This is a genomic window from Georgenia satyanarayanai (genome assembly GCF_900116375.1).
Classification (GTDB): domain Bacteria; phylum Actinomycetota; class Actinomycetes; order Actinomycetales; family Actinomycetaceae; genus Oceanitalea; species Oceanitalea nanhaiensis.
In genome coordinates, this window is the sequence record NZ_UETB01000004.1 from 48,502 (window position 1) to 70,898 (window position 22,397).

General features: G+C 73.4%; 26 protein-coding genes and 2 tRNA genes. 13 read left to right on the forward strand and 15 right to left on the reverse strand.

All coding sequences use genetic code 11. The annotated features are described in order from the left end of the window. Positions 1-30 precede the first annotated feature (30 nt). The gene (locus DSZ44_RS07395) at positions 31-1,467 is read left to right on the forward strand and encodes a GH1 family beta-glucosidase (protein ID WP_110851988.1); all 1,437 of its coding nucleotides are present in this window, start codon (positions 31-33) and stop codon (positions 1,465-1,467) included. Positions 1,468-1,520: 53 nt separating this feature from the next. Here the strand turns inward: DSZ44_RS07395 and DSZ44_RS07400 are convergent, their stop codons facing one another. Together DSZ44_RS07400 and DSZ44_RS07405 are read right to left on the reverse strand one after the other, a co-directional pair. After that, positions 1,521-2,168 carry a response regulator gene (locus DSZ44_RS07400; RefSeq protein WP_110851989.1) on the reverse strand — a complete coding sequence of 216 codons (648 nt, stop codon included), beginning with the start codon at positions 2,166-2,168 and terminating at the stop codon, positions 1,521-1,523. Then, positions 2,165-3,382 (reverse strand): sensor histidine kinase, encoded by a 1,218-nt coding sequence (locus DSZ44_RS07405; protein ID WP_146237496.1) that lies wholly within the window; start codon positions 3,380-3,382, stop codon positions 2,165-2,167. The genes DSZ44_RS07400 and DSZ44_RS07405 overlap by 4 nt, the downstream gene beginning before the upstream one ends. 113 nt (positions 3,383-3,495) lie before the next feature. On the opposite strand from DSZ44_RS07405, the gene DSZ44_RS07410 reads away from it, so the two are divergent. From DSZ44_RS07410 to rdgB, 3 genes are all read left to right on the forward strand, one after another. Continuing rightward, positions 3,496-4,224, forward strand: coding sequence for a GAP family protein (locus DSZ44_RS07410; protein WP_110852175.1), 729 nt, complete (start codon positions 3,496-3,498; stop codon positions 4,222-4,224). A 97-nt stretch (positions 4,225-4,321) separates the two neighbouring features. Then, positions 4,322-5,092, forward strand: a complete 771-nt coding sequence (gene rph, locus DSZ44_RS07415; RefSeq protein ID WP_110851991.1) for a ribonuclease PH — start codon at positions 4,322-4,324, stop codon at positions 5,090-5,092. Further along, positions 5,089-5,715: an RdgB/HAM1 family non-canonical purine NTP pyrophosphatase gene (rdgB, locus tag DSZ44_RS07420; protein ID WP_110851992.1), complete on the forward strand. Its 627-nt coding sequence runs from the start codon at positions 5,089-5,091 to the stop codon at positions 5,713-5,715. The genes rph and rdgB overlap by 4 nt, the downstream gene beginning before the upstream one ends. A gap of 131 nt (positions 5,716-5,846) precedes the next feature. Here rdgB and DSZ44_RS07425 read toward each other — a convergent pair whose 3' ends face one another. The 4 genes from DSZ44_RS07425 to bcp all read right to left on the reverse strand — a co-directional run bounded on the left by DSZ44_RS07425 (position 5,847) and on the right by bcp (position 7,451). Beyond that, positions 5,847-6,293 carry a DUF3054 domain-containing protein gene (locus tag DSZ44_RS07425; protein ID WP_258369302.1) on the reverse strand — a complete coding sequence of 149 codons (447 nt, stop codon included), beginning with the start codon at positions 6,291-6,293 and terminating at the stop codon, positions 5,847-5,849. After that, positions 6,290-6,823 carry an NUDIX hydrolase family protein gene (locus tag DSZ44_RS07430; RefSeq protein ID WP_110851993.1) on the reverse strand — a complete coding sequence of 178 codons (534 nt, stop codon included), beginning with the start codon at positions 6,821-6,823 and terminating at the stop codon, positions 6,290-6,292. Before DSZ44_RS07430 ends, DSZ44_RS07425 begins: the two co-directional genes overlap by 4 nt. Positions 6,824-6,873: 50 nt before the next feature. Further along, a tRNA-Leu gene (locus DSZ44_RS07435) sits at positions 6,874-6,955 on the reverse strand. A 19-nt stretch (positions 6,956-6,974) separates the two neighbouring features. Next, complete coding sequence (gene bcp, locus DSZ44_RS07440) at positions 6,975-7,451, reverse strand: thioredoxin-dependent thiol peroxidase (protein WP_110851994.1); 477 nt, start codon at positions 7,449-7,451, stop codon at positions 6,975-6,977. Positions 7,452-7,549: 98 nt separating this feature from the next. Between bcp and DSZ44_RS07445 the strand changes: the two genes are divergently transcribed. Beyond that, on the forward strand, positions 7,550-8,041 hold the full coding sequence (locus DSZ44_RS07445; RefSeq protein ID WP_181424562.1) for an ArsR/SmtB family transcription factor: 492 nt from the start codon (positions 7,550-7,552) through the stop codon (positions 8,039-8,041). Next, on the forward strand, positions 8,038-8,871 hold the full coding sequence (locus DSZ44_RS07450) for a M23 family metallopeptidase (RefSeq protein WP_181424563.1): 834 nt from the start codon (positions 8,038-8,040) through the stop codon (positions 8,869-8,871). Before DSZ44_RS07445 ends, DSZ44_RS07450 begins: the two co-directional genes overlap by 4 nt. A gap of 41 nt (positions 8,872-8,912) precedes the next feature. Here DSZ44_RS07450 and DSZ44_RS07455 read toward each other — a convergent pair. Continuing rightward, a tRNA-Lys gene (locus tag DSZ44_RS07455) sits at positions 8,913-8,988 on the reverse strand. A gap of 137 nt (positions 8,989-9,125) precedes the next feature. Between DSZ44_RS07455 and DSZ44_RS07460 the strand changes: the two genes are divergently transcribed. Beyond that, a complete protein-coding gene (locus tag DSZ44_RS07460; RefSeq protein WP_110851996.1) occupies positions 9,126-10,040 on the forward strand; it encodes an ATP-grasp domain-containing protein in 915 nt (304 codons plus the stop codon). A gap of 91 nt (positions 10,041-10,131) precedes the next feature. After that, complete coding sequence (locus tag DSZ44_RS07465) at positions 10,132-10,707, forward strand: dihydrofolate reductase family protein (RefSeq protein ID WP_110851997.1); 576 nt, start codon at positions 10,132-10,134, stop codon at positions 10,705-10,707. Here DSZ44_RS07465 and DSZ44_RS07470 read toward each other — a convergent pair. Together DSZ44_RS07470 and DSZ44_RS07475 are read right to left on the reverse strand one after the other, a co-directional pair. After that, positions 10,692-11,252 carry a DUF488 domain-containing protein gene (locus DSZ44_RS07470; protein ID WP_110852178.1) on the reverse strand — a complete coding sequence of 187 codons (561 nt, stop codon included), beginning with the start codon at positions 11,250-11,252 and terminating at the stop codon, positions 10,692-10,694. The genes DSZ44_RS07465 and DSZ44_RS07470 overlap by 16 nt on opposite strands. A 36-nt stretch (positions 11,253-11,288) precedes the next feature. Continuing rightward, the gene (locus DSZ44_RS07475) at positions 11,289-11,618 is read right to left on the reverse strand and encodes an ArsR/SmtB family transcription factor (protein WP_110851998.1); all 330 of its coding nucleotides are present in this window, start codon (positions 11,616-11,618) and stop codon (positions 11,289-11,291) included. Between the two features lie 16 nt (positions 11,619-11,634). On the opposite strand from DSZ44_RS07475, the gene DSZ44_RS07480 reads away from it, so the two are divergent. Next, complete coding sequence (locus tag DSZ44_RS07480) at positions 11,635-12,111, forward strand: SRPBCC family protein (protein ID WP_110851999.1); 477 nt, start codon at positions 11,635-11,637, stop codon at positions 12,109-12,111. A 10-nt stretch (positions 12,112-12,121) separates the two neighbouring features. Here DSZ44_RS07480 and DSZ44_RS07485 read toward each other — a convergent pair whose 3' ends face one another. Next, positions 12,122-13,663, reverse strand: coding sequence for an SDR family oxidoreductase (locus DSZ44_RS07485; RefSeq protein WP_110852000.1), 1,542 nt, complete (start codon positions 13,661-13,663; stop codon positions 12,122-12,124). A gap of 93 nt (positions 13,664-13,756) precedes the next feature. Between DSZ44_RS07485 and nadE the strand changes: the two genes are divergently transcribed. Continuing rightward, complete coding sequence (gene nadE / locus DSZ44_RS07490; protein WP_110852001.1) at positions 13,757-14,599, forward strand: NAD(+) synthase; 843 nt, start codon at positions 13,757-13,759, stop codon at positions 14,597-14,599. A gap of 97 nt (positions 14,600-14,696) precedes the next feature. Here the strand turns inward: nadE and DSZ44_RS07495 are convergent, their stop codons facing one another. Then, positions 14,697-15,647 (reverse strand): DUF808 domain-containing protein, encoded by a 951-nt coding sequence (locus DSZ44_RS07495; protein ID WP_110852002.1) that lies wholly within the window; start codon positions 15,645-15,647, stop codon positions 14,697-14,699. 122 nt (positions 15,648-15,769) lie between these two features. Here DSZ44_RS07495 and DSZ44_RS07500 point away from each other — a divergent pair, with 122 nt between their 5' ends. From DSZ44_RS07500 to DSZ44_RS07510, 3 genes are read left to right on the forward strand one after another with little or no spacing between them, the layout of a single operon-like run. Further along, positions 15,770-16,747, forward strand: a complete 978-nt coding sequence (locus DSZ44_RS07500; protein WP_110852003.1) for a zinc-dependent alcohol dehydrogenase — start codon at positions 15,770-15,772, stop codon at positions 16,745-16,747. Further along, positions 16,748-17,134, forward strand: coding sequence for a 6-pyruvoyl trahydropterin synthase family protein (locus DSZ44_RS07505; RefSeq protein WP_110852004.1), 387 nt, complete (start codon positions 16,748-16,750; stop codon positions 17,132-17,134). It abuts the gene before it with no gap. A gap of 4 nt (positions 17,135-17,138) precedes the next feature. Then, entirely contained in the window at positions 17,139-18,194 is a 1,056-nt protein-coding gene (locus DSZ44_RS07510) for a glycosyltransferase family 4 protein (protein ID WP_110852005.1), read from the forward strand. Here the strand turns inward: DSZ44_RS07510 and ribA are convergent. The 4 genes from ribA to DSZ44_RS07530 all read right to left on the reverse strand — a co-directional run bounded on the left by ribA (position 18,171) and on the right by DSZ44_RS07530 (position 22,369). After that, a complete protein-coding gene (gene ribA, locus DSZ44_RS07515) occupies positions 18,171-19,580 on the reverse strand; it encodes a GTP cyclohydrolase II (RefSeq protein ID WP_110852006.1) in 1,410 nt (469 codons plus the stop codon). The genes DSZ44_RS07510 and ribA overlap by 24 nt on opposite strands. A 36-nt stretch (positions 19,581-19,616) precedes the next feature. Then, positions 19,617-20,300 carry an HAD family hydrolase gene (locus DSZ44_RS07520; protein WP_181424564.1) on the reverse strand — a complete coding sequence of 228 codons (684 nt, stop codon included), beginning with the start codon at positions 20,298-20,300 and terminating at the stop codon, positions 19,617-19,619. Between the two features lie 78 nt (positions 20,301-20,378). Next, positions 20,379-22,052, reverse strand: coding sequence for a sodium:solute symporter family protein (locus DSZ44_RS07525; protein ID WP_181424565.1), 1,674 nt, complete (start codon positions 22,050-22,052; stop codon positions 20,379-20,381). Beyond that, positions 22,049-22,369, reverse strand: a complete 321-nt coding sequence (locus DSZ44_RS07530) for a DUF4212 domain-containing protein (RefSeq protein WP_110852008.1) — start codon at positions 22,367-22,369, stop codon at positions 22,049-22,051. The genes DSZ44_RS07525 and DSZ44_RS07530 overlap by 4 nt, the downstream gene beginning before the upstream one ends. Between the last annotated feature and the right edge of the window lie 28 nt (positions 22,370-22,397).

Genomic DNA, 22,397 nt, shown 5'->3' on the forward strand with positions numbered 1-22,397 from the left:
GAGCAGGGCGTCAGCGCCCTGATTCACACCATGAGCATCCAGACCACCACCGCGCCCGACGCGCTCCGCCTCGACCTTCCCAAGAGCTTCGTCTGGGGCGCGGCGACCGCGGCCTACCAGATCGAGGGCGCCGCCCACGCGGACGGCCGTACCCCCTCCATCTGGGACACCTACAGCCACACCCCCGGCAAGGTGCTGAACGGGGACACCGGTGACGTCGCCGACGACCACTACAACCGTTTCCGCGAGGACGTCGCGATCATGAAGGAGCTGGGCCTGCAGACCTACCGCTTCTCCATCGCCTGGCCCCGCATCACCCCGCAGGTCACCGCCGACAGCCTCGGCCCGGTCAACGAGGCGGGCATCGACTTCTACTCGCGGCTCGTCGACGAGCTCCTCGCGGCCGGCATCACCCCGGCCGCGACGCTCTACCACTGGGACCTGCCCCAGGCCCTCGAGGACGCCGGCGGCTGGCCGGCGCGGGCGACGGCGGAGCGCTTCGCCGAGTACGCGGGCGTCGTCGCCGCCCGGCTCGGTGACCGCCTGCGCACCTTCATCACCCTCAACGAGCCGTGGTGCTCGTCCTACCTCGGCTACGGCAGCGGTGTCCACGCCCCGGGCCGCACGGACCACGCCGACGTCCTCGCCGCCGTCCACCACCTCAACCTCGCCCACGGCCTGGCCACGACGGCGATCCGCGCCGAGCGCCCGGACGCGACGGTCGGGCTCACGCTCAACCTCGCCTGGGTCAACCCCGCCAGCGACTCGCCGGCCGACGTCGCCGCCGCGCAGCGCATCGACGGCCTGCAGAACCGCGTCTTCCTCGACCCGGTCCTCAGCGGCTCCTACCCGCGGGACATCGTCGAGGCCACGGCGTCGGTCACGGACTGGTCCTTCGTCAAGGACGGTGACCTCGAGCTCATCAAGCAGCCCCTCGACGTCCTCGGGGTGAACTACTACAGCCCCACGGTGGTGCGCGCGTACGACGGCACGGGGGAGCGCGAGGAGGCCGACGGCCACGGGGCGAGTGCGGCCAGCCCCTGGCCGGCGTGCTCGGACATCGAGTTCCCGCAGCAGCCCGGCCCGTACACCGAGATGGGCTGGTCCATCGACGCCCGCGGTCTCACCGAGCTCCTCGTGCGGATGCACCGTGAGCACCCCGGCCTGCAGCTCATGGTGACGGAGAACGGAGCCGCCTTCCCCGACCAGGTCCAGGCCGACGGCAGCATCCAGGACCTGGACCGCATCGAGTACCTGCGCGACCACGTCCAGGCCGTCAGCGACGCCGTCGCCGCCGGTGCCCCCGTGCGCGGCTACTACGTGTGGTCGCTGCTCGACAACTTCGAGTGGGGCTACGGCTACTCCAAGCGCTTCGGCGTCGTCCACGTGAACTACGAGACGCAGGAGCGGACGAAGAAGGCCAGCGCCCACTGGTACGCCGACCTCATCAGCGCCCAGCAGGCCTGAGGAACCGTTCGGCCCCGCCCGCCGCACCACCCGGTGCGGCGGGCGGGGCCGTCTCACGCGAGGCCGGCCTCCCGCGCGCGGATGGCGGCCTGCACCCGTGAGGTGCAGCCCAGCTTGGCGAGCACCCGGGACACGTGGGTCTTGGCGGTCGCCTCGCTGATGTGCAGCGCCTGCGCCAGGCCCGCGTTCGACAGCCCCTGGCCGAGCCCCGCCAGCACCTCCCGCTCCCGGTCGGTGAGCGCGGCGACGTCGGCGGGGACCTCCGGCTCCACGTGCTCCGGTGCCTGCGCGAAGGCGGCGAGCAGCCGGCGGGTCACCTCCGGCGCGACGACGCCCTCCCCGGCGGCGACCCGGCGGACCGCGTCGAGGAGCGTCGCGGCGTCGGCGGTCTTGAGGAGGAAGCCCGCGGCGCCGGCCCGGAGCGCCCCGAAGACGTACTCGTCGAGGTCGAAGGTCGTGAGGACGAGGACGTCGGCCAGCCCGTCGGTGACGATCGCCCGGGTCGCGGCGATCCCGTCGGTCCCGGGCATGCGGATGTCCATGAGGACGACGTCGGGGCGCAGCGCCCGCGCGTTCGTCACCGCGCTCGCGCCGTCGGCGGCCTCGGCGACGACGGCGACGTCCTCGTCCGCCTCGAGGATGAGCCGCAGCCCGGAGCGGATCGCGGCGTGGTCGTCGGCGATGAGGACGCGGATGGTCACGGGGTCTCCTCGAGGGGGATGGTGGCGCGGACGAGCCACCGGCCGTCGGCCGGGCCGGCGTGGAAGCTGCCGCCGAGGGCCTCGGCGCGCTCCCGCATGGTGAGCAGGCCGACGCCCGTGCCTGCCGCGGGGACCGCGCCGTCGTCGACGGCGTTGGTGACCTCGACCCGCACCGCCGCGCCGGTGTGGGCGACGGTGACGTCGACGGGCCCGCTACGGCCGTGCTTGAGGGCGTTGGCGAGGGACTCCTGGACGATGCGGTAGGCGGCCTGGTCGACCGCCGCGGGCAGCTCGGGGGACGCGGCGGGGGAGGAGACGGTGAGCTCCATCCCCTGGCCGCGGAACCCGGCGGTGAGCGCGTCGAGCTCGGCGAGCCGGGCGGGGCTCGTGCGGGCCTCGTCGCCCGTGCGCAGGAGGTCGATCATCGCGCGCATCTCCCGCAGGGCCGCCACGCTCGCGGAGCGGATCGCGGTGAGGGCCTGCCGGTCGCGGCGGGCGGCACGGTCCTCGTCGTCGGCCCGCGGCGAGCTCAGGGCGGCCTCGGAGTGGATCGCGATCGCGGAGAGGTGGCTGGCGAGCGCGTCGTGCAGGTCGCCGGCCATCCGGGTGCGCTCGGCGTGGACCACCTCCTGCTCGCGCAGCTCGCCGATCCGCGCGAGGTCCCGCGCACGGGCCGAGGCCAGCGCGGCGAGCTCGGTCTGCTGGCGCACCGACCGTCCCCACCACAGCGGGGTGCCGAGCACCGCGAACGCGAGGAGGGCGACGTTCGCCGTGGCCCGCAGGTCACCGGTCGCGACGAAGGTCGCCGCCGCGCCGCCCGTGACGCTGAGGACGACCGCGACGCTCAACCTCCGGAGGGCGGCCCCGCCCACCCGCAGCGCGGCCGAGTAGATGAGGTCGAGCAGGCCGAGCATCGCGCCCATGCTGCCCCCGAGCAGGGCGTCGGCCCCGAAGACGAGGACGCCGGCACCGAGCGACGGCAGCGGGCTGCGCGCCTTCGCGAGCATGACGGCGCACATGACGACGAGGGTGAGGACGAACCACCACCGGTTCGTCGCGAGCGCAGGCCCGCCGCCCCACAGGCCGACCAGCCCGACGCCGAGCAGCGCGAGACCGGCGACGAAGGTGGCGACGGCGTCGCTCACGACGCGAGCGCGCTCGGTCCCGCGCACCCGCTGTCGCAACGTCCCGACCAGGCCTGGCACGCGTCCCATCCCAGCACACGCTCGGACACGACCAGGTCCGTCGAAGGATGTACGCGTCATGGCGGTGGCGTCGGTCCGTCGGCGGACGACGGCGACGGCAGGTGGGCGGCACCGTCGAGGGCATGACCACCGCGACCGCCGCGACCCTCGCCGTCCTCGCCCTCGTCGACTCGACGAGCTTCGGCACGCTTCTCATCCCGATCTGGTTCCTCCTCACCCCCGGCCGGGTCCGGGTGGGGCGGATCCTCCTCTTCCTCGGGACGGTGGCGGGCTTCTACCTGCTCCTCGGCGTCGCGCTCGTCGCCGGGCTGGGCGCGGTGCTCGGCGACCTCGACACCGTGCTCGAAAACCCGCTCGTCGCCCGGCTCCAGCTCGTGCTCGGGGTGGGGATGCTCGTCGGCAGCTTCTTCATCGGGCGCAGGCGGCCGGGGGAGCCCGCCCGGCCGGGGAGGCTGCTGCGGTGGCGGGAGCGGGCGATGGGGACGGAGACCGACTCCGGCGTGGGTGGCCTCGTCACGCTCGCGCTCGCCGCCGCGCTGCTCGAGGTCGCGACGATGCTGCCCTACCTCGCGGCGACGGGCATCATCGGCTCGTCCTCGCTCGCGGCGCCGGCCCGCCTCGGGGTGCTCGCCGTCTACTGCGTCGTCATGGTGCTGCCGGCGCTCCTGCTGCTCGGCGGCCGGCTCGCCGCGCGCCGGGCTGTGCAGCCGTTGCTCGAGCGTGTCGCGGCGTGGATGGAGCGCAGCGGAGGCGAGACGACGGCGTGGATCGTCGGCATCGTCGGCTTCCTCGTCGCGCGGGACGCCCTCGGCCGCATCCCCGAGCTCCTCTCCCTCCTCGACACACTGTGACGGCCGACGAGCGCCGCCGCGGGTCGACGGGGCGAGGAAGGTCACCTCGGCCGCTCGCGTCTCGCCCCGACGGCCGGGTAGTCGTTAGCCTGTCGGGATGACCAACACCTCCGCGAGCACCATCGTTCCGCGCGCCGACGGCCGCGCCCCCGACGAGCTCCGCGAGGTCCGGTTCACCCGAGGCTGGCTCGACAGCGCCGAGGGCAGCGTGCTCGTCGAGTTCGGCGCCACCCGGGTGCTGTGCGCCGCGTCCTTCACCCAGGGCGTGCCGCGCTGGCGCAAGGGCTCGGGCCAGGGCTGGGTCACCGCGGAGTACGCGATGCTGCCCCGCTCGACCAACACCCGCAGCGACCGGGAGTCGATCAAGGGGCGCGTCGGTGGCCGCACCCACGAGATCTCCCGTCTCATCGGCCGGTCCCTGCGCGCCATCATCGACGTGGGCGCGCTGGGCGAGAACACGATCGTCCTCGACTGCGACGTGCTCCAGGCCGACGGCGGCACCCGGACGGCCGCCATCACCGGCGCCTACGTCGCCCTCGCCGACGCCGTCGCCTGGGGAGTCGCCCACGGCGCCATCGCCGCGCGCACGACGCCGGTGCTCACCGACTCCGTGGCCGCCGTCTCCGTCGGCATCGTCGACGGGCAGCCCGTCCTCGACCTGCCCTACGTCGAGGACGTCGCCGCCGAGACGGACATGAACGTCGTCGTCACGGGGTCCGGCGGCTTCGTCGAGGTCCAGGGCACCGCCGAGCGCAAGCCCTTCGAGCGCCACGAGCTCGACGAGCTGCTCGACCTCGCCGTCACCGGCACCGCCAAGCTGACCGAGCTCCAGCGCGCGGCCCTCGCCGCGCCGCTCGCCGGCCGGTGAGCGCCGCAGCCGGGGCGCGGCTCGTCCTCGCCACGCACAACGCGCACAAGATCGGGGAGCTGCGCGCGATCCTCGCCCCGCTCCTGCCGGACCTCGACCCCGCGTCAGTCGTCGGCGCCGCCGACGTCGGTGCGCCCGAGCCGGTCGAGGACGGTGTCACCTTCGCCGAGAACGCGCTCGTCAAGGCCCGTGCGCTGGCGGCGGCGACGCGCCTGCCCGCCGTCGCGGACGACTCCGGACTCGCCGTCGACGTGCTCGGCGGGGCGCCGGGGATCTTCTCCGCCCGCTGGTCCGGCAGGCACGGCGACGACCGCGCCAACCTCGACCTGCTCCTCGCCCAGCTCTCCGACGTGCCGGTGGAGCACCGCCGCGCGCGTTTCGTGTGCGCCGCCGCCCTCGTGACGCCGTCCGGTGAGGAGGTCGTCGAGACCGGCGAGATGCCCGGGCGGCTGCTCACCGCGCCCCGGGGCAGCGGCGGCTTCGGCTACGACCCGATCCTCCAGCCCGACGGCGAGGACCGCTCCGCGGCCGAGCTCAGTGCCGAGGAGAAGAACGCGATCTCCCACCGCGGCAAGGCCTTCCGCGCCCTGGCCCCCCACATCGTCCGCGTCCTCGCGAACTGACGACCCGCCCGCCTAGCAGCCTCGCCCGCCCCGCACCCCCCTCCGCGAGTACGCACAGACGGTCACCTGGCGGGCGCCCGAGGGGCGTCCAGGCGACCGTATGTGCGTACTCGGCGAGGAGGAGGTGGGTCTCAGCGGTGGCGGGGGCGGGGGCGGGTCATCAGGAGCCACATGAGCCACATGAGCCGCCAGCTGAGGAACAGGGCGCCCAGGACCCCGAGGGCCACGAGGACGAAGGGCAGCGCTGTGCCGCCGCCGAGGGCGGCGCGCAGGGCCAGGCCACCGGCCCAGGTGACGAGCCAGGCGACGACGCCGCCGGGCCACAGCCGCAGCGACCCGTGCTGCACGAGCACGGTGACGAGGAGCCGCGCGACGAGGAAGGGCAGGGCCACCTCGAGGACGTCGGCGACCGACCGCCCGCCCTCGTGGGCACCGCGCCCGAGGTAGGCGAAGAGCACGACGGCGGCCATGTCGAGCAGCATCGCCGCCCCGCGCTGGCCCCACGTGCCCGGCCCGGCGGCCCGGGACGCGCGGCCCACGTCCAGCCCCTGCGGGCCGGTCCCGGGCTGGATGCTCACGGCAGGCGGCCGACGTGCGCCAGGGCCTGCCGCAGGAGGGTGCTGTGCCCGTCGACGAGCTCGGCCTGCACCTCGGGCAGCAGGGCCTCGCGGGGGGTGAACCAGCCGACCTCGAGGGTGTCCTGCTGGGGCTGGCAGTCGCCGTCGACGGGGACGACGTAGGCGAGCGACACCGCGTGCTGCCGCGGGTCGTGGAAGCCCTGGCCGGGGGTCGGGAAGTACTCACCGACCGTGAAGGGCTGCGGGGAGAGCGGGACGCGGGGCAGGCACAGCGAGCCGAGGTCCTTCTCCAGGTGGCGGGTCAGCGCCTCGCGCAGCGTCTCGTGGAACAGCACCCGGCCGGAGACGAGCGCGCGCTGCAGGCGGCCGTCGGTCGCGCGCAGGAGCAGGCCCACCTGCTGCACCTGGCCGGTGGCGTCCACCCGCACGGGCAGGACGTCGACGTAGAGCATCGGGACCTGACGGCGGACCCTGTCGAGGTCCTCCGGCGGCAGCCAGGGGGTGATGTCGTCCGAGGCCAGTCCGCTCATGGTGCTTCTCTTCCGTGTTGCGTGGGTGCCCGCGCGGGGCGAGTGCGTCGTGCGCGAGGCGGGACTCGAACCCGCACGTCCGAGGACACCAGGACCTAAACCTGGCGCGGCTGCCAGTTACGCCACTCGCGCGCGGGACCAGCCTACGGGGTCAGTCGACGCCCAGGTCCTTGCGCAGCCGTGCGACGTGGCCGGTCGCCTTGACGTTGTACCTCGCCAGCGTGACGGTCCCCTGCGGGTCGACGACGACGGTGGAGCGGATGAGGCCGGTGTAGGTGCGCCCGTAGTTCTTCTTCTCGCCCCACGCGCCCCACGCCTCGATGACCTCGTGGTCGGGGTCCGAGGCGAGCGGGAAGGTGAGGGACTCCGCCTCGGCGAAGCGGGCGAGCGTGTCGGTGCCGTCGGGCGAGACGCCGACGACGGCGTAGCCCTGGCCCTGGAGGGCCGCCAGGCTGTCGCGGAAGTCGCAGGCCTGGGTGGTGCAGCCCGGCGTGGACGCGGCCGGGTAGAAGTACACGACGACGCCCTTGTCGGCCGAGTCACGCAGCTGCGCCAGGCTCACCGTCGAGCCGTCGGCGGCGGGCAGGGTGAAGTCCGGGGCGGTCTCGCCGGGGGAGAGCTGGGGCACGGGGTCCTCCGTCGGTCGTGTGGCAGTCTCTCCCAGCATCGCACGGCCGGATGGCGCGAGGGCTATGCACGTACGAAAGTACGTAATAGCGTGGAGGGATGTCAGCAGACCGGATCGCCGCCCTCGAGGAGCGCGTCGCCGCCCTCGAGTCCCGCCTCGCCACCGAGCCCGACGACGTCGCCCCCGACAGTCCGCTCTGGGCGCTCGAGGGCCTGCAGGCGCGGGAGGAGGACCCGGGCGCGGTGCTCCTCGTCGGTCACGTCGAGCTGCCCGACGGGCGCCGCGCGCAGTGGCAGCTCGGCGCCGTCACCGACGACCTCCTCGGTGCCGACTGGACCGAGGGCGCCGACGTGCTCGTCGCCCTCGGCCACCCGGTCCGGCTGCGGCTGCTCCAGCGCGTCCTCGGTGGGGCCATGACCGTCGCGGAGCTGGTCGACACCGACGGCGTCGGCACGAGCGGGCAGGTCTACCACCACCTGCGCCAGCTCACCGCCGCCGGATGGCTGCGCGCGCTGGGCGGCGGCCGGTACGAGGTCCCTGTCGCGCGGGTCGTCCCGCTGCTCGCCGTCGTCCTCGCGGGGCGGCGATGAAGCGCGCCGTCGCCCGCCGGCAGACGTGGTGGACCCGGCTGTTCGTCGCGGCTGTCCTCGCCGCCGTGATCCTGCCGGTCCCGCAGCCGTGGGGGCTCGTCGTCGCCGCCGCGCTCTTCGCCCTGTCCCTCGTCCGCCCGCCGGCGACGACGTGCGAGCCCGTCGAGGTCGACGCGCCGCTGCGTGGCCGGTGGGTCGTCGTCAACGGCCCGGGGACGGCGGTGCCCAGCCACGGGATCACGGCCTACGGGCAGGCCTACGCCGTCGACGTCCTCCAGCCCGCACCCGACGCCCGCACGTCGGTCGGCTGGGGCCTGCGTCCCCGCCACCCGGAGAGCTACCCGGCCTTCGCTCGCCCCGTGCACGCGATGGCGGACGGCACGGTCGTCCGGGCGCGAGGCGCGCAGCGGGACCACGGCGCGCGCGACACGTGGCCCCTGCTCGTGTGGATGATGACCGTCGAGGGGTTCCTCCGGGACCTCGCCGGCGTCGGCCGGATCCTCGGCAACCACGTCGTCGTCCGGCACGAGGACGGCACCGTCGCCGTGTACGCGCATCTGCGCCGCGACTCGCCCCGGGTCCGCGAGGGGGAGGCGGTGCGCGCCGGTCAGGTGCTGGCCGAGGTGGGCAACACCGGCAACACCTCCGAGCCGCACCTGCACGTGCAGGTGATGGACCGGGAGCAGGCCACCGCGGCGGCGGGAGTGCCCATGCGCTGGCGCGGGGTCACGGCCGACGGCGAACGCGACCCGCGGTGGAGCACCGCGAAACGCCGCCCGACGGCGCTGCCGGACTTCCCGGAGAACGGGCACGTGCTCGAGCTCGGCTAGCAACGACGAAGGCCGCCTCCCGGGGGGAGACGGCCTTCGGCTGGTGCGCCATCTAGGACTTGAACCTAGAACCCACTGATTAAGAGTCAGTTGCTCTGCCAATTGAGCTAATGGCGCTCGCTGGTGCCCTGCGGCAGTGCTAAACGTTACCACCGGCTCCGGGCGGTGCCCAGCCGGGACGGGGCCTCGTGACGAGGATCACCGGGCCCGGCGACCGAGCCGCGACGTACCGCGGTTTCGGATAGGTTGAGCCCGTGCCGAAGCCTCGTGTCACTCTCGCGACCTGCCTGGACCACCCCGAGCTCGACCACGGTGAGGAGGGGCTCCCCGACGCCCTCGCCGAGCGAGGGATCGACCCGCGCGTCGCCGCGTGGGACGACGAGTCCGTGGACTGGTCCGAGGCCGGCATCGTCGTGCTCCGCTCCGTCCACAACTACGCCACCCGCCGGCAGGACTTCCTCGCGTGGGCCAAGGGCATCCGCAAGCTGCTCAACAGCCCGGACACCGTCGAGTGGAACACCGACAAGCACTACCTCCAGGAGCTGGGCGCCCGCGGCATGCCCACGATCGACACCGTGTGGCTGGAGCCGGAGAAGAACCTGTCCAAGCACCAGGTGCACACGCGGTTCCCCTCCCTCGGTGACTTCGTCGTCAAGCCGGCCGTCTCCTCCGGCTCCCGGGACACCGGCAGGTACACCGCGCGCGACGCGACGTCGCGCATGCACGCGATCCAGCACGCCTACGGGCTGCTCCAGGAAGGCCGCGCCGTCATGGTGCAGCGGTACGTGCAGTCGGTGGACGAGCGTGGTGAGACGGCGCTGGTCTACCTCAACGGCGTGCTGTCCCACGTCGTGGAGAAGGAGCCGATGCTCCTCGGTGCGCAGGCGGCCGCCGACGACCCGGGCGACGAGGTCGCCGCCGCGCGGCACGCCACCGAGGCCGAGCTCCGGGTCGGGGAGAGTGCCCGCGCCGCGATCCACGGCTACATCAAGTCCCGCATGGGCCGCGACGCGCAGCTGCTGTTCAGCCGCATCGACATGGTCGAGGGCGACAACGGTGAGCCGTGCGTCATGGAGGTCTCGCTCGTCGACGCCTCCCTCTACCTCGGTGCCGTCGAGGGTGCCGTGGGCGGCTTCGCCGACGCCATCGCCTCGCGCGCCTTCTGGTGAGCCGGGCGGCCCCACGCAATTCGCTCGCCGCGTCGTCGTCGACGACGGCAGGATGGCGCACGTCCGACGCCGCCTGACGAGGGGAGACTCCGTGCGCCGCCTCACGTACTACATCGCCGTCTCGGCCGACGGCCGGATCGCCGGCCCGGGGGACGAGGTCGACTTCTACCCCCAGCCGGAGGGGTACAGCGCGTGGATGCTGGAGGAGTACCCGGACACGATCCCCAGCCACGGCCGCGCCCACCTCGGCATCGCCGACCGCCCGAACCGGCACTTCGACACCGTCGTCATGGGCAGGCGGACCTACGAGCAGGGCCTCCGGGAGGGCGTCACCAGTCCGTACGCGCACCTGCGCCAGTACGTCGTGTCGACGACGCAGGAGGAGCTGGACGCGGACGTCACCATCGTCCGTGACGACCCTGTCGCCCTCGTGCGCCGGCTCAAGGCCGAGGACTCCCCGCTCGACATCTACCTCGCGGGCGGGGCGCGCCTCGCCGGAGCCCTGCTCGCGGAGATCGACCGTTTCGTCGTCAAGCTCTACCCCGTGGTCGCCGGCGCGGGTCGGCCCATGGTCGAGGGCGCCGGCTTCGCACCCGGTGAGCTCGAGCTGACGGACGTGCGGACGTTCACCGGCGGGAACGTCGTCCTCACCTACGACCGGCGCTGACCGCTCACGCCGGCGTCCGCGTCCCAGACGACGACGCCGTCGCCCACCCTGGCACCGGGCGAGGGCTCGTGGAGGCGGACCTCGCCGTCGTGCATGAGGTGGTGGACGGGCAGGTCGAGCAGGAGGGTGGCGACGTCGGCGACGAGCCGGCGGTGGCAGCGCCACCACACCGCCTCGGAGCACATGACGGCGACGCGGGCGTCACCGCGGGCCTCCTCGGCCACCTCGGCGAGGGCAGCGGTGAACTCCTCGGTGCGGGTGTACCCGGCGTACGCGCGGAAGGCGTCGACCTGCCACCACGTGTCGGGAGAGGCGGCGTCCTCGGACTTGCGCAGGTGGCGCCGCCCGCCCAGGCGCGGCTCCCACCGGTAGGCGACTCCTGCGTCGGGAAGCCACTCGCTCAGGGCGTCCCGCGCGACGTCGGGGTTGCGGCGGCTGCCGGGGAAGCGGCGGATGTCCACGACGGTGCCGACCCGCCTGCCGGTGAGGAGGGAGGAGAGCCCGGCGCGCTCGAGCGCGCCGTGGCCGACGGTGAGCAGAGGCACCACGCCATTGTTCGACAGGACGAGCGTGGGCGCAGGTCAGTCGCGGTCGAGGTCCTCGAGCAGCTCCACGGCCGCGCGGGCGTACGCGCCGATCCACCGGTCGTGGATGCGCTTGATCGGCAGCGGGGCGAGGGAGAGGTGGCGCTCGCGGCCGACCTTGCGTCCGGTGACGAGCTCGGCGCGCTCGAGGACGCGCAGGTGCTGGAGCACGGTCGTGCGGTCGAGCTCGGGGACCTGCGCGGCCAGCTCGCCGGTCGTCCGGGGGGCGACCTTGAGGAGGTCGAGGATGCGGCGACGGGTGGGTGAGGCGAGGGCCTTGAACACGAGGTCGTCACTGTCGGACCTGTTGACGTCACTCCCAGACATGTTGTAAAAATATCACATGAACACACCGGAACAGCTGACCGAGCTGAGCTTCACCGTGTCCGGGCGCGTCGCGCGGCCCTGTGCCGAGGTCTACGAGGCGGTCGCCGACCCCGCCCAGCTCTCGAGGTACTTCACCACCGGGGGCGCACAGGGGCGCCTCGAGGCCGGCACCGAGGTCACCTGGGACTTCCACGACTTCCCCGGCGCCTTCCCCGTGAAGGTCCTGGAGGCCGACAAGCCGCGGCGCATCGTCATCGAGTGGGACGGTGAGGCGACGGCGAGCGAGCGGGGGACGACGACGGTCGTCTTCGAGTTCGAGCCGCTCGACGACGACTCGCGCACGCTCGTCACCATCACGGAGTCCTCGTGGCGGGCAAGCCGGGACGGTGCCCAGCGCGCCTTCGACAACTGCGAGGGCTGGACGAGCATGCTGAACGCGATGAAGGCCTGGGTCGAGCACGGCATCAACCTGCGCGAGGGCTTCTACCGCTGACCGACCGGCGTCAGGACGGGTTGCCGGTCACCGGGTGCCGCTCGGCCTCGTGCAGGATGTTGCGCGCCATGACCGGGAAGATCAGGGTGTGGAAGGGCAGCACGGCCAGCCAGTACAGGCGCCCGAGGATGCCGCGGGGGAAGAAGATCGCGCGCTGCCGGTAGAGGGAGCCGCCGCTCGGCAGGGCGTCGACGGACAGCTCCAGCCAGGCCCGGCCCGAGGAGCGCATCTCGGCGCGCAGCGTGAGACGCCGCCCGGGCTCCACCGACTCCACCCGCCAGAAGTCGACGTGGTCCCCCACCTGGAGCCGGTGCGGGTGGCGCCGTCCGCGCGCCATGCCGGGGCCGCCGACGAGCTTGTCGAGGAACCCGCGCAGCCGCCACAGGAACGCGGGGGAGTACCACCCGTTCTCCCCACCGATGCCCTGGACCACCCGCCACACCGACTCCGGTGCGGCCCTGCCGTCGCGCTCGCGGACGTCGGTGTAGACGGTGTGGCCAGCCCAGTCGGGGTCGGAGGGCAGCGGGTCGGCCGGTCCGGCGGACGCGGTCACGTCGTCGTCCCAGCTGGCCGTCACCCGCCCGGAGACCTGCCGCTCGACCGCGAGCCGGCACGCGTCGGGGTACTGGGTGAGCCCGCCGGGAGGGTCGGGGATGACCGTGGCGATCTCGTGGTCCCCGGCCACGGCGTCCTCGGCCATCGACGCGGCCAGCGGCATCGCCAGCCCGCGGGGGATCGGCGTCGTCATCCCGATCCAGAAGCCCGACAGGCGCGGCGCCGGGATCGGCAGCGCCCAGATGCGCCGGGGCCGCAGCCCGGCCACCTTCGCATAGTCCGAGAGGAGGTCCTTGAAGGGCTGCGGCTTGCCGGAGCCGATGTCGAAGGTGCGGTTGACCGGCTCCTCCAGGGCGCTCGCGTGGGCGAGGTAGTAGAGGACGTCGCGGATGGCGATCGGCTCGATGAGGTTGTCGAGCCAGCGGGGGCCGGGCATGACGGGCAGCCGCTCGGTGAGGTGGCGGATCATCTCGAAGGACGCCGAGCCGGACCCGATGACGACGCCGGCGCGGAGCACGACCGTGGGGACGCTGGAGTCGAGCAGGATGCGGCCCACCTGCTCGCGCGAGCGCATGTGGTCCGACAGCTCGTCGAGCTCCTTGTCGGGGTGCAGGCCGCCGAGGTAGACGATCTGCTCCACGCCCTGCGCGGCGGCCGCCTCGGCCACCGTCCGGGCGATCTGGGCCTCCCGCTCGACGAAGTCCCCGCCCCCGCCCATCGAGTGGACGAGGTAGAGGACCGTGTGGACGTCGGCCATCGCGGCGCGCACCTGCTCGGCGTCCTCGAGGTCGGCGGTGACGAGCTCGACGTCCTTGGCCCAGGGGCGGTCCTCGAGCTTGCGCGGGTCGCGCGCCCCGGCGCGCACCGTGAAGCCGGCGGCGACGAGCTCGGGGACGAGCCGTCCGCCCACGTAGCCGCTCGCTCCGGTGACGAGGATCCGCCGGCCACCGCCGTCGGGCAGGGACAGGTCGAGCGGCGAGGTCGGGTTGGAGCTCATCCGCCCACGCTAGAGGCGGGTCGCTCCAGGCACCCGCCGAGAGTCCGGCCGTCCGGAATGACGACGAAACAATGCACCAGTAGATTCACGGGAATGGACACGCAGCTGCAGTCGGAGATCATCGCCGCCCTCGAGGTCATCGACCCCGACACCTTCGACGCCGCCGCCGAGGCAGAGCGTCGCATCGAGCTCCTCGCCCGCTACCTCCGGGACACCGGCGCCAAGGGCCTGGTCCTCGGCATCAGCGGCGGCGTCGACTCGACGGTCGCCGGGCGTCTGTGCCAGCTCGCCTGCGAGCGGGTGCGAGAGGCAGGCGGGGAGGCGACGTTCGTGGCCGTGCGCCTGCCCTACCGGGTGCAGAAGGACGAGCACGACGCCGTCGCCGCCATCGAGTTCATCGACGCCGACCTCGTGGAGACCATCGACATCGGGCCGGCCACCGACGCCCTGTGGGACCAGGTCCTCGCCTCGCGCACGCCGGTCACCGACGACAAGGACGACTACCACAAGGGCAACGTCAAGGCCCGGATGCGGATGGTCAGCCAGTACGCCATCGCCGGCGCCCGCGGCATGCTCGTCGTCGGCACCGACCAGGCGGCCGAGGCGGTGGTCGGCTTCTACACCAAGTACGGCGACGGCGCCGCTGACATCACCCCGCTCTTCGGGCTGACCAAGCGCCGTGTGCGGGACATCGGGCGCCACCTCGGCACGCCCGAGGAGCTCGTCAACAAGGTCCCCACGGCCGACCTCGAGTCGGACAAGCCGCTGCTGGCCGACGAGGAGGCGCTCGGCGTGCGCTACGAGGCCGTGGACGACTACCTCGAGGGCCGTGAGGTCTCGGCCGAGGACGAGGCGACCATCGTCGGCTGGTACCGCCGCACCGGCCACAAGCGCGCCCTGCCCGTGACGCCCGACGGCTACCTCGGCCGCCCCTGAGGCTCACCGCCAGTCACAGCTCAGCTCTCGGCGACAGGACGCCTGTCGTGTGCTGCGGCGACACATCCCCTGTCGCCGAGAGCTGAGCTGTTGCTCGTCAGTGGGCGGCGGCGTCCTTCTTCCTGCGCGGGACGAGGTGCATGACGGCGACGACGACGGCGCCGACGACGAGCCCGATGACCGCCGAGGACAGCGTGTTGACGAGCCAGGTGACGAAGCCGGCCAGCGCGCCCAGCCCACCGGCCACGGCCTCCTCGAGGTGGTGGACCAGCTCGTAGGGCGCGTGCCAGCCGAGGTCGTCGACCCCGACGAGCAGGATGTGGCCACCGACCCACAGCATCGCGACCACGCCGACGACGGACAGCACCGCGAGCACCTTCGGCATCCCCTTGACGAGGAGCCGGCCCACCGTCTGGGCGGCGGCGGAGTCGCGCTTCGCGAGGCTCAGCCCGATGTCGTCCATCTTGACGATGAGCGCGACCATCCCGTAGACGAGCAGCGTGATCCCCAGGGCCACGACGACGAGGATGATCGCCCGGTTGAGGAGCGGCTCGTCGGCGACCTCGTTGAGCGCGATGACCATGATCTCGGCGGAGAGGATGAAGTCGGTGCGGATCGCGCCGCTCACCATCGTCTTCTCGTGGTCCTCGCCCTTCGCGGCGGCGGGTGTCGCCGTCTTCTCCTTGTGGTGCCCCGTCACGTACTCGTAGAGCTTCTCCGCGCCCTCGTAGCTGAGGTAGAGCCCGCCCACCATGAGGATCGGGGTGAGCAGCCAGGGGAGGAACTGGCTGAGCAGGAGGATCGCCGGGAGGATGAAGACGAGCTTGTTGCGCAGCGAGCCGGTGGCGATCTTCCGGATCATCGGCAGCTCGCGGTTGGCGGTGAAGCCGTGGACGTAACGCGGGGTCACCGCGGTGTCGTCGATGACGACGCCCACGGCCTTGGTACTGGCGCGACCCGCTGCGGCCCCGATGTCATCGACCGAGGCGGCGGCGATCTTGGCCAGGGCCGCGATGTCGTCGAGCAGGGCGGCAAGGCCACCGGCCATGAGTTCTCACTTCCGTTCACGAGGCGTTCGTGCCGTTGTCAGCGTGAGCATAGGGCGTGCGGGAACCGTCGGCGCGCGCGTGCCGTTCGCGCGGAGCCGCGCTCGGTGGGCAGGATGGGCACGTGACGGCAGAGGCGTACTGGACGGTCGGGCCCGAGCAGGGAGAGATCCGGCAGGCGCCTCTCGCCCCTCCCGGCCCCGAGGAGGTGCTCGTCCGCGCCCTGTCCTCGGCGATCAGCCGGGGCACCGAGACCCTCGTCCACCGCCACGCCGTGCCCGAGGCGGTCCGCCCGCTCATGCGGGCACCCTTCCAGGAGGGCGACCTGCCCGGTCCGGTGAAGTACGGCTACCTCTCGGTGGGCGTCGTCGAGGAGGGACCCGGTGAGCTGGTCGGCCGGCGGGTGTTCTGCCTGCACCCCCACCAGACCCGGTACGTCGTGCCCGCCTCCGCCGTCGTCCCCGTGCCCGACGACGTGCCCACCGGGCGCGCCCTGCTCGCCGGTGCGGTGGAGACCGCCGTCAACGCGCTGTGGGACGCCGCGCCGCGGCTGGGTGACCGGGTGGCCGTCGTCGGCCTGGGGATGATCGGCGCGTCCGTGGCCACCCTGCTGACCGGTTTCCCGCTGGAGCGGTTGCAGGTGGTCGACACCGACCCCGCGCGCCGTGGGCTCGCCGACCGCCTCGGGCTGGAGCTCGTCGCGCCCGACGACGCCGCGGGGGACTGCGACGTCGTCCTCCACGCCTCCGCGAGCGAGGCCGGGCTCGCCACCGCCCTTCGTCTGGCCGGTGAGGAGGCGGAGGTGGTCGAGCTGTCCTGGTACGGCACCGACGCGCCGCGCGTCCCGCTGGGGGAGGCCTTCCACGCCCGGCGGCTGACCCTGCGCGCCAGCCAGGTCGGTGCGGTCAGCGCGGCACGCCGGACCCGCCGCACCACCACCGACCGGCTGGCGGTGGCCCTGGACGCACTGCGCGACCCGCGCTTCGACGCCCTCCTCACCGGCGCCAGCGACTTCGCCGAGCTGCCCGAGGTCATGGCCGACATCGCCTCCGGCCGGCTTCCCGCCCTGTGCCACGTCATCCGCTACCCCGAGGAGAGCTGAGTGTTCAGCGTGACGGTCCGCGACCACATGATGGTCGCCCACTCCCTGCCCGACCCGTTCTTCGGGCCCGCGCAGGGTCTGCACGGCGTCACCTACGTCGTCGAGCTGACCTTCTACCGCCCCGAGCTCGACGAGCACGGTGTGGTCATCGACATCGGCGCGGCCACCGAGCGGCTGGCCGAGGTGACCGGTGAGCTGCGGTACCGGAACCTCGACGACCTCGAGGTGTTCGCCGGCACGGTCACCACCACCGAGGTGGTGGCCCGGCACGTGGCCCACCGGGTGGTCGAGGGTCTGGACACGGCGCCGTTCACGGCGGTCGAGGTCACCCTCCACGAGCACCCCGACGCCTGGGCCACCTACCGCCTCGACCTCACCAGCCCGTAGCGCCGTGACGCCGCTGCGGTTCGTCGTCCCCGCCCGGGGAGCCGGGCCCAGCGGCGGTGACGTCTACGACTCCCACCTGGCCCGCGCCTGGGACGCCGAGCACGGCCGGGTCGACGTCCTCGCGCTGCCCGGGACGTGGCCCCGGCCCGGCGCGACCGAGCGTCACGCGCTGGCGCTCGCGCTGCGGACCACGGGCACGGTGCTGCTCGACGGCCTCGTCGGCAGCCCCTGTCCCGAGGAGGTGGAGCACGCCGTCGCCGCCGGCGCACGCGTCGTCCTGCTGGTGCACCTGCCCCTGCCCGCCGAGGCCGGGCTGCCCCCGCGGGAGGCCGAGCGGCTCGCCGGGCTCGAGTCGCGCACCGTCCGCGCCGCCTCCGTCGTCGTCACCACGAGCCACTGGGCGGCCGGCGACCTCGTGCGCCGCTACGGCCGCGACGACGTCGTCGTCGCCGTGCCGGGTGCCGTCCGCGGTCCGGCGGCGACGGGCAGCCGGCCACCGCACCTGCTCGTGCTCGGCGCGCTCACCGCGGTGAAGAACCACGCCGTCCTCGTCCCGGCGCTCGCCACGCTGCGGGACCTGCCCTGGCAGGCGACCTTCGCCGGACCGACCGGTGCCCAGCCCGCCGTCGCCGGCGGTGTCGCCCGCGCGCTCGCGAAGGCTGGACTGGCGGGCCGGGTGGACCTGCCGGGCTCGGTGACCGGCGCGGACCTGGAGGCGCTGTGGGTGCGCACCGACCTGCTGCTCGTGCCCTCGCTCGTCGAGACCTACGGGCTCGTGGTCACCGAGGCGCTCGCCCGCACCGTCCCCGCCGTCGTCGCGGCCGGGACGGGCGCGGTGGAGGCGCTCACCGGCTCGCCCACCCCGCTCCCCACCGACGACGTCGGGCCCGGGGCTGCCGTGCCGCCCACCGACCCGGCCGCCTGGGAGCGGGTCCTGCACCGCTGGCTCACCACCCCGCAGCTGCGGGCGGGGTGGCGGGCGGCGGCCCAGGTGCGCCGGGAGCAGCTGCGCACCTGGGCCGACACCGCAGCGGACCTACGGCGCGGGCTCCTCGGCTGAGCGCAGCGCGCGCAGGTCGAGCTCGGTGCACACGTCCTCACCGAGGAGGAACCGGCGTGACCCCGTGCGGATCGCGTCGGCCAGCAGGTCCGAGCCGGCGAACCGCAGGCCCGGGACGCCGTCGCCGATGAGCACCGGCGCGGTCGTGAGGTAGAGGCGGTCGAGCACCCCGGCGCGGAGGAAGGCCGAGACGACCCGCCCGCCGCCCTCGACGAGCACCCGTCCCAGGCCCCGTCCGCGCAGCAGCCCCAGCACGCGCACGGGATCGGCCGGGCCGTCGTCGTCCAGGCGGACGACGTCGACGTGCTCCGGCAGGTCCGTCGGTGCCGTGGCCCCTGGGCCGAGGAGCCACAGCGTGGGCGCGGCCCCGTCGGTGAGCAGGCGAGAGGTGAGCGGGGCGCGGCCCCGGGGGTCGAGCACCACCCGGACCGGGTTGTGCCCGGGGACCGCACGGACGGTGAGACGCGGGTCGTCCGCGGTCACCGTCCCCACCCCGACGACGACGGCGTCGACCAGTGCCCGCATCCGGTGCAGGTGCTCCCGGTCCGCCTCGCCGGTGACGAACTCCGCGTCACCGGTCCGCGAGGCGATGAACCCGTCCAGGCTCTGCCCGAGCTGACCGATGACGTAGTCCGTGCCGAGCGAGACGAGGGGGCCGTACCGGTCGACGAGCTCGTGGGCCGCGTCCTGCGGACCGACCACCGGGACGGCGCCGCCGAGCAGCGCCTGCCACGGGTCGTCGACGAGGGGGCGGTCGTGCCGCATCCGCTCCCGCTTGGTGGCGAGGTAGGTCTCGTTCTGCGGGTGGGCCGGGACGATGAGGCTGACCCGCTCGGTCACCTCGATCCCCAGGTCCGTCAGGGCCTCCTCCTTCGCCGGGTTGGAGGACAGCAGGCGGACCCGGCTGATCCCGAGGTCGCGCAGGATGTCGGCCGACTGGTCGTAGCTGCGGGCGTCGGCAGCGTGCCCCAGGGCCACGTTGGCGTCGACGGTGTCCGCCCCGAGGTCCTGCAGGGCGTAGGCCCGCAGCTTCTCCAGCAGCCCGATCCCGCGCCCCTCGTGGCCGCGGACGTAGACGACGGCCCCCTCGCCCTCGGCGGCCACCGCGGCGAGGGCGGCGTCCAGCTGCTCCCCGCAGTCACACCGCCACGAGCCGAACGCGTCACCGGTGAGGCACTCGGAGTGCACCCGTACGAGCGGGGTGGTCAGTGGGCCGGGGTCGGTCAGGCCGCGCACCAGCGCGACGTGGGTGGTGCCGTTGACGTCGCGGTACCCCAGCATGCGGAAGGGGCCGTGCCGGGTCGGCAGGACGGTCTCCACCTCCCGCTCGACGACAGGAGCGTCCGGGGGGAGGCGTCGGTGGGCGCGTTCCTCGAGCTGTGACATGGGGGTGATTCTGCCTTCGGAGGGGGGCCTGACCAACTAGCGCTCCGGGAGGAGCGAGGCGAGGTCCGGGACGGCGACGGCGGCGCCGGCCGCGAGGAGCTCGGCGCGGCGAGCAGGGTCGGGGGACAGGCCGATGCAGGGCATCGCGGCCGCGGTCGCCGCGTGGACGTCGGAGGCGCTGTCGCCCACCATGACGGCCTCGCCCGGGCCGGTGCCGGCCTCGCGCGCGGCCGCGAGCAGCATGCTGGGGGAGGGCTTGAGCCGCTCGAGCGCGTCGGGCGTGCGGCCGTGGACGGGCAGCGCGGTGAGCGGTGGCCCGCCGTGGGCGAGGACCGCCGTGACCGCTCCCGCTGCGTTGTTCGTGACGACGGCGACGCCGGTGCCCCGCTCGTGGCACGCCCGGACGAAGGCGCCGGCCGCTGCGACGGGGCGAGCCGCGGCGGCCGCCTCGAGCTCCCGCTCGGTGCACCACCGCTCGACGGCCCGCGCGGTGGCGGCGTCCCGCCGGGAGACGAGCCGCAGGAGCTGGACGTGGTCGGTCTGCCGCGCCAGCTCGTCGTCGAGGACGACACCGAGCGACACCGCCAGCTCGCGTGCCCCCGCCGCGACCCGGAGGAACTTCTCGCCGGGCAGCAGCCGGGCGAGGGGGCCGTCGAAGTCGAGCACCACCAGCCGGCAGCGGTGCAGCAGCGCCCGTACGGCGTCCACGGAGTCGGTCACGGCGCGATCGTACGGGGCGGGACGGACGGCGGCCCGTCCCGGTGGTGCCGGGACGGGCCGCCGCGTGGTGGGCAGGGTCTACGCGGACGACTTCGCCCGCGTCGCGGGGTAGCGGATGGACTCGACCATCTCCTGCACGTGCTCCGACGGTGGGCGGGTCAGCGTCGAGACCGTGACGGTCACGACGAAGTTGACCAGGGCGCCGATGGCGCCGATGCCCTCGGGCGAGACTCCGAGGACGTGCTCGTTCGCGCTGAGGCCGAACACCTCGAGCGTGTAGAGCATGTAGCCGCCGGTGAACAGCAGACCGGTGAGCATGCCCGCGGCCGCGCCGGTGGCGTTGGCCTTCTTCCAGAAGATGCCCAGGATGAGGATCGGGAAGAACGTCGATGCCGCGAGCCCGAAGGCGAAGGCCACGACCTGTGCGACGAACGCGGGCGGGTTGAGGCCGCCGAAGATCGCGACGACCACGGCTCCGGCCATGGCGAGCCGGCCGACGAGCATCTGCTTCCTCTCCGACGCCCTCTCCTTGGAGACCATCCGGAAGTAGATGTCGTGCGAGGTGGCGGAGGAGATGACCAGCAGCAGCCCGGCAGCGGTGGAGAGTGCCGCCGCCATGCCGCCCGCGGCCATGAGCCCGATGATCGGCGCGGGAAGGCCGCCGATCTCGGGGGAGGCGAGGACGAGGATGTCGTTGGAGATGATGAGGTCCGCGCCCGACGCCGCCGAGTTGGAGACGCTCTCGATCAGCCCACCGCCGTTGTTGAGCGTGACGTAGCCGGCGTCCGCCCAGGGAGCGATCCACTCCGGGAGGTCCTGCGCCGTGGCGCCGTCGACGTCACGCAGCAGGTTGAGGCTGGTGAAGGCGCCGACCGCCGGTGCCGTCAGGTAGAGCAGCGAGATGAAGAACAGCGCCCAGAAGGCCGAGAACCGGGCGCCACGCACCGTCTTGGTGGTGTAGAAGCGGATGATGACGTGCGGCAGCCCGGCGGTGCCGAGCATGAGGGAGGCGGTGACCAGGAAGACGTCGAGCTGCCCACCGGGACGTCCGACGAACGCCTCGGTGAACTGGTCGAGCCCGAACTCCACCCGCAGGGCGTCGAGCTCGGCGAGGATCGACCCGTAGGAGATCTGCGGGATCGGGATGTTCGTCATCTTCTGGGCCACGGCCACCGCCGGGATCAGGTAGGCGGTGATGAGGACGACGTACTGCGCCACCTGGGTGTAGGTGATGCCCTTCATGCCGCCGAGCACGGCGTAGAAGAAGATGACGGCGGCCGCGACGACCACCGCCCACTCGGCGCTCAGCCCGAGGAACCGGGCGAAGACCACGCCACCACCGGTCATCTGGCCGACGACGTAGGTGAAGGACACGACGACGGCGGCCACCGCCGCCACGAACCGCACCGTGTCGCTGTAGCGCTCGCCGACGAACTCGGGAACGGTGAACTTGCCCCACTTGCGCAGGTACGGCGCCAGCAGGAGGGCGAGCAGCACGTAGCCGCCGGTCCAGCCCATGAGGTAGACCGAGCCGTCGGAGCCGAGGAAGGCGAGCATGCCCGCCATGCCGATGAAGCTCGCCGCGGACATCCAGTCGGCCGCGATGGCCGCACCGTTGGCGATGGTCGGCACACCCTGGGAGGCGACGTAGAACTCCCGGGTCTCCTTCACCCGGGAGCGCCAGGCGATGTAGAGGTAGATGCCGAACGTGAGGATGAGGAAGAAGGCGGTCCAGAACTGCATGTCGCTCACAGCCGCTCACCGTCCCCGTTCCGCTCCGAGACGCCGAACTCGTCATCGATCCGGTCCATCCGCAGTGCGTAGACGAGGATGATGAGGAGGAACGTGAGGATCGACCCCTGCTGGGCGAACCACAGGCCCAGGGGGAAGCCGGCGATCACGATCGTGTTGAGCTGCTCGATCAGCAGGATGCCGAAGCCGAACGAGACCGTGAACCAGACGGCCAGCAGGACGAGCATCAGCCGCAGGTTCTTCTTCCAGTACCGGCGTCGCCAGTCGTTCTCCGCCGGAGGCGCGGTGCCTCCGCTGTCGCGCGTCACCTCGGACATTGAGGCTCCCTTCGTTGGTACGCGAGTC